This is a genomic window from Okeania sp. (genome assembly GCF_983059655.1).
Window position 1 is genome coordinate 1 of the sequence record NZ_CEZPJD010000204.1, and the last position, 4,943, is coordinate 4,943.

General features: G+C 35.4%; 5 protein-coding genes. 2 read left to right on the forward strand and 3 right to left on the reverse strand.

What is annotated here, in order from left to right; translation table 11 throughout:
• Window positions 1–61: 61 nt before the first annotated feature.
• A complete protein-coding gene (locus tag AC3DU7_RS13460; protein ID WP_488039850.1) occupies window positions 62–1,147 on the reverse strand; it encodes an alpha-hydroxy acid oxidase in 1,086 nt (361 codons plus the stop codon).
• Window positions 1,148–1,897: 750 nt separating this feature from the next.
• Between AC3DU7_RS13460 and AC3DU7_RS13465 the strand changes: the two genes are divergently transcribed.
• A complete protein-coding gene (locus AC3DU7_RS13465) occupies window positions 1,898–2,314 on the forward strand; it encodes a CoA-binding protein (RefSeq protein ID WP_488039851.1) in 417 nt (138 codons plus the stop codon).
• On the opposite strand, the gene AC3DU7_RS13470 is transcribed toward AC3DU7_RS13465, so the two are convergent.
• On the reverse strand, window positions 2,283–3,038 hold the full coding sequence (locus AC3DU7_RS13470) for a hypothetical protein (RefSeq protein ID WP_488039852.1): 756 nt from the start codon (window positions 3,036–3,038) through the stop codon (window positions 2,283–2,285). The two genes, AC3DU7_RS13465 and AC3DU7_RS13470, sit on opposite strands and share 32 nt — an antisense overlap.
• A 904-nt stretch (window positions 3,039–3,942) precedes the next feature.
• On the opposite strand from AC3DU7_RS13470, the gene AC3DU7_RS13475 reads away from it, so the two are divergent.
• Window positions 3,943–4,305: a hypothetical protein gene (locus AC3DU7_RS13475; RefSeq protein ID WP_488039853.1), complete on the forward strand. Its 363-nt coding sequence runs from the start codon at window positions 3,943–3,945 to the stop codon at window positions 4,303–4,305.
• A gap of 338 nt (window positions 4,306–4,643) precedes the next feature.
• On the opposite strand, the gene AC3DU7_RS13480 is transcribed toward AC3DU7_RS13475, so the two are convergent.
• On the reverse strand, window positions 4,644–4,943 hold a 300-nt coding region (locus AC3DU7_RS13480), incomplete at its 5' end, for a tetratricopeptide repeat protein (RefSeq protein WP_488039854.1).

Sequence of the window (4,943 nt, forward strand, 5' to 3'; positions counted from 1 at the left end):
ACGGCGATCGCCTAAATTAGTAGGCACTATATATAGTGTCTTTGCGTAAGTCCTGTTCAATTTAAATATAACAAACTAAACTGGAGTCTATATCTTCTATCTTAGCACAACCACTCAATGCCATTGCCACTTCTAACTCATCGCGCAATAGCTCTAACAAATGATGTGCCCCTGCTTCTCCATTCACTGCTAGTCCCCACAAAACCGGACGCCCAATTAAAACCGCTTTTGCCCCCAATGCTAATGCTTTGAGAATATCTGTACCCCTGCGTATACCTCCATCCATCAGTACATCAACTTGATGTCCCACTGCTGCAACTACTTCTGAGAGAGCATCAAGAGTGGCGATCGCTCCATCTAACTGCCTACCTCCATGATTAGAAACAATAATGCCTTTTGCCCCATGCTCTACAGCTCGAATGGCATCATCTCCACGCAAAATGCCTTTAACTACTATAGGTAATGATGTCAGTGACTGCAACCAGTCTATATCTCCCCAGGTAAGAGCTGGATCTAGTTGATCGGCAAAATAAGTAAATAACCCAGACTCATCTTCTGTTGGAGGAATTACTAAATTTGTCATCGATGTTAAGTTAGCTAATTCCATGTCAGATGGTAAAGTAAACTTATTTCGGCGATCGCGTTCTCTTATTCCCAAAATTGGCGCATCAACTGTTAAGCATAATGCTTGATAACCTGCAGCTTCAGCTCTTTCTACTAAAGCACGAGTTATAGCGCGATCGCGATGTACATAGAGTTGAAACCAAAATTTTTTTGACACATTTGGAGCTAATGCCACATCTTCTAAACTTTTAGTGGACATGGTACTTAATACCATTATTGTACCTAAATCTGCTGCTACTCTTGCTGTTGCTAATTCTCCTTCTGGATGTGCTAAACATTGAAAAGCCATAGGGGCAATTAAAATTGGCATTTTAATATGTTGTCCCAGAATTTTTGTAGTTAAATTTCGCTGGCTAACATTTACTAACATTCGAGGTCGTAATTTATATCGTTCATAAGCAGTACGATTATCTTGCAAGGTAATTTCATCCCATGCACCACTAGCATAATAATCTAGTGCCATTTGAGATAAATGTTGTGTTGCCAAAGATCCATACTCGAAGATATTAATTGGTTTGTTCATTATTGTTGGTAATTGCTTATTTCAGTTATCAGTACATCTGCAATAAGAAGGCTTAAAATTTGGAATATTCTCTTTTATCTTGGTCTCATAGAGATAGCATAGCGGTAAGCATTCAGCGGTCAGCCATCAGCTATCAGCTATTGCTTTTAGTTGACGATAAAAGCTTGATTAATTGTTTTACCACAAAAGTTGCCTCCCTTTCCCTTAAAGTAAGTTGTTAATTTAAATACTGTCCCATAAGATAGAGTCTTGTTGCTGATAGCTGACTGCTAATAGCTGAATGCTTACGCATAGCGAGGTTTCCTCACCATCTATCTACCGCTTTTTATCTCCTTAAAAGGGGAGGCTTTAAACCAGGATTTTTCGGTAATGATTAAATGATAATTTTCAATGGTTTAAATAGTGCTTATCGGTCTGATGCTATAGAGGAAAAAAAATTCTAGCATCTAATTAAAAAAAGGGCTATTTTGTAGAAATTCAACGCGAATACTCACTACTAAATTTCGTCATTTCAGTTATCAGTTAGTCTTCTACGATCGGAACTACGAAATTTAAGTAACTCTTGCTTCAACTAGAAACTTAAAATCTAGAATATTCTCTTTTTTTATCCCCATAAAAGAGGAGATTATTGACCATAATTGTTTCGGTCATAACTAATTATCAAAATATTATAAATTTTGGATAAAAAATTAATTTGTACTGTATCATTATATTGTTCTATTTAGAGTGTATTGCTTATTCAACAAAATTATGGTCAATTTGAATACTAACGATCGTCTGAAGCGAGAGGTACTAACAAATTCTCAAGTAATTGCTGTTGTGGGTCATTCTGATAAACCAATTCGTACTAGCTATCAAATAGCTAGGTTTTTACGAGAGGTAGGTTATCAAATTTATCCTGTTAATCCAGTAGTTAAAGAAATTGATGGTCAACCTAGTTATGCTGCTTTAACAGATATTCCTGAACCTGTGGATATTGTTAATGTTTTCCGCAGTTCTGAATATTTGCCAGAAATAGTAGACTCAGCGATCGCTATCCATGCCAAAACTATTTGGACTCAGCTAGGTGTTAAAGATTGGCAATCAGCAAATAAAGCATTAGATGCTGGTTTAAATCTAGCAATTGATGTTTGTATTAAGGTTGAGTATTTGCGACTTCTGGGCTAACCGTTTGGCGATTTTTATTTAATCTTTTACCCAGAAAAAGTAGAAATCCATAGGCAATTAAATTTTCACCAATTAGTTCAAAAAATTCTTCAAAAGCAATGCGAACTTTTTCAATAAAACTCATTAAAAAATCTTGTGTAAATAATAAACTGAGCAAAGGTTGAGCAATATCTTTAAAAATTTCAGCTCCAAATCCTCCAATAGCAAAAATCAACATTCCTAGTAATGCTAAAAAAGTTTCTCGAGGATGGGAACGCCACAAAAATTTCAAGTCTGAGTAAAAGACAATCAAAGGCATAATAAAAATAACTATATATATTTGCAGCCAGCCACGTTCGCCTAACCAAGGAATCCAGTTTTTTAGTTGTAGATGAATTTTAAATACTTCATCAATAGCACCGTAAATTAAGAGCATCGCAAAGGTTAATTTAAACCAGCGAGAAGGAGGAATGTGAGAATGACATTCTTTGAAAAGTAATATCAAAGGGATCGATCCAATTATCAATAAATGTAATGCTTGTAAGAGAGAAGAAATAGTCATTTGACCATTCATGTCAAATAAGGGATAGGATTTACCCCTAATCAAGATACTGCCAAGATAAACTAGAACTAATAAAAATTCAAAAATAATGAATTTAATTAGCAGGAAATTTAGAGCTTTTTGGTATGGAGATATAGCTGCTGCTCGTCTTTGCCAACACTGAAATTTGTTAAGGTTTGTCATTATGATTAAACTATTCTATAGCAATTCCCACACTTATGAGGTACAAAATTTTAGGTTTGAGGGAACAGGGAATAGGGAACAGGGAACAGGGAATAAAAAGACAAAAAGATAACTAACTGCACCTCACGACTTTGGGAAACGCTATATATTTAAACTCTTGATTAGAAAAAAATTATAATAGATTAGCTGGTATATCAGGTACAAATATTAAAGATAAAGTTCGGAAATCTTGCCCGTCAAAAATATACTTCACTGAAAATGATTTTTTGAGTTACTTTTACAACCCTAGTGCTGCTACGCGGAAGTCAGAAGTATTAATTAGTAAGGCTTTTAAGATTTTGTAACTCTGTCAGTTATTTCAGCCATTCTGCACTGGCTTATAGCCAATAAAGGGCAAGTTTATTTTCTGGAGCTAGTAGTCCATCCAGAATGTGTCAAACGTCCAATGCATTAAATAGATAGTCTTCAACTAAATTCTCCCACTCAACTATAGATAGTCTTCAACTAAATTCTCCCACTCAACTACTGAGCTCCATACTTATTTATATCTGTATATATACTTAGAGCTTACAAAAATGAAATACTCAATTACGGATAAATACGCATGAAAAAGTTATTTTGTCAACGATCTAAATCATAATTTATCCGTTATTTTATCAGTACGCAGGTTTAAACAGAGGTTGTATTATGAAAGTAGAGCCTCAGTAATAATACTGTTGAGAGAAAAGTTATTCTAACTTGGTCCAGTTAAGGATATGTGAATTAAAGAATTCATAAAAGTTTAATCAGAACAAATCTCTATGCTGAAAAAGATTCATTAAGTATTGTGGAATATACTGAGATGAGAAACCCTTTTATTAAAATAGCCTCTATAACTATTAGTACTATTCTTAGCTGCAGCACGATGGATATAAATTCAGCACAGGCAGCTAATGATGTCTCAGAATTTTTTTTAACCGCTCAGGCAACTCAAACAGATATTAAAATAGAGCCTACGACTGTAATTGATGATGTTATTAACTCGAAAGTTAATAATGAGGCAATAGCAGTTACAAAACTTATAACTTTACTGCTACAAAAAAGTAATTTAAAATTAAAATTTATTTACACCCACAGTCAAACAGACTTGATGATGGCAAAGGTAGGAAATTGGAAATATAGTCTTAATTCTCATCAAGAAACCTCTCAACCACTAATAGATCCAGGTACATTATTGGGAGTAGGGTTAATTAGTACCAGCTATTTACTTGCAAAAAAAAGACCCTGATAATTTATCAGAGTTCAATGTATTGACATACTCCCGACGTTGCGCATAGCGCGACAACGCGGGATTCTTCAGTCATGAAAAAAATGACCGCTGTTTTGACAGAGGTGATGTCCTACCCCTGTGTTGACCTTGATAGTAACATGCATACCTCCTAGCTTGTCAAGGGTATAGGAAGGTTTTATTTGTGGAGGTATCCGACTCTTGGCCCTGGCTTTCCCATACGACGCTCCCCTTCGGGAGAGCGCGGGACTTCCCGCCAGGGAAGTAAAAAACATCTTATCTTTGAAATCAAAAATTGTTTAATATTAGAATTTAACTAATTTGGAGCTAATGCTCATCTAATTATTTTCTGACTCTTCTACCTTAGTTTCAGTGGAATTTGATTCTGGAGATGCTTGTGCTTCAGAACCAGAATTAGCCGAAACCTCCCGCTTAATTTGATCTTTAAATCCCGCAGGAGCTAGATTTATTGCTTGATTAAAAAGCTCTTGAGCAGCTTCATTATTACCTTGCTCTCTAAGCATAATTGCCTTAGCTAAAACAGGTCGAAAATCTTCAGTATTGCCCTTAATTGCTTCATCATAAACAGCGATCGCTTCATCGTAGCGTTTCTGCTCTGCATAAACCTGCCCCAAAAT

Bases quoted from the DNA above. Each gene is read 5' to 3' on its own strand.
- AC3DU7_RS13460 (WP_488039850.1), bottom strand. From the start codon at position 1,147: ATGAACAAACCAATTAATATCTTCGAGTATGGATCTTTGGCAACACAA.
- AC3DU7_RS13465 (WP_488039851.1), top strand. From the start codon at position 1,898: ATGGTCAATTTGAATACTAACGATCGTCTGAAGCGAGAGGTACTAACA.
- AC3DU7_RS13470 (WP_488039852.1), bottom strand. From the start codon at position 3,038: ATGACAAACCTTAACAAATTTCAGTGTTGGCAAAGACGAGCAGCAGCT.
- AC3DU7_RS13475 (WP_488039853.1), top strand. From the start codon at position 3,943: ATGGATATAAATTCAGCACAGGCAGCTAATGATGTCTCAGAATTTTTT.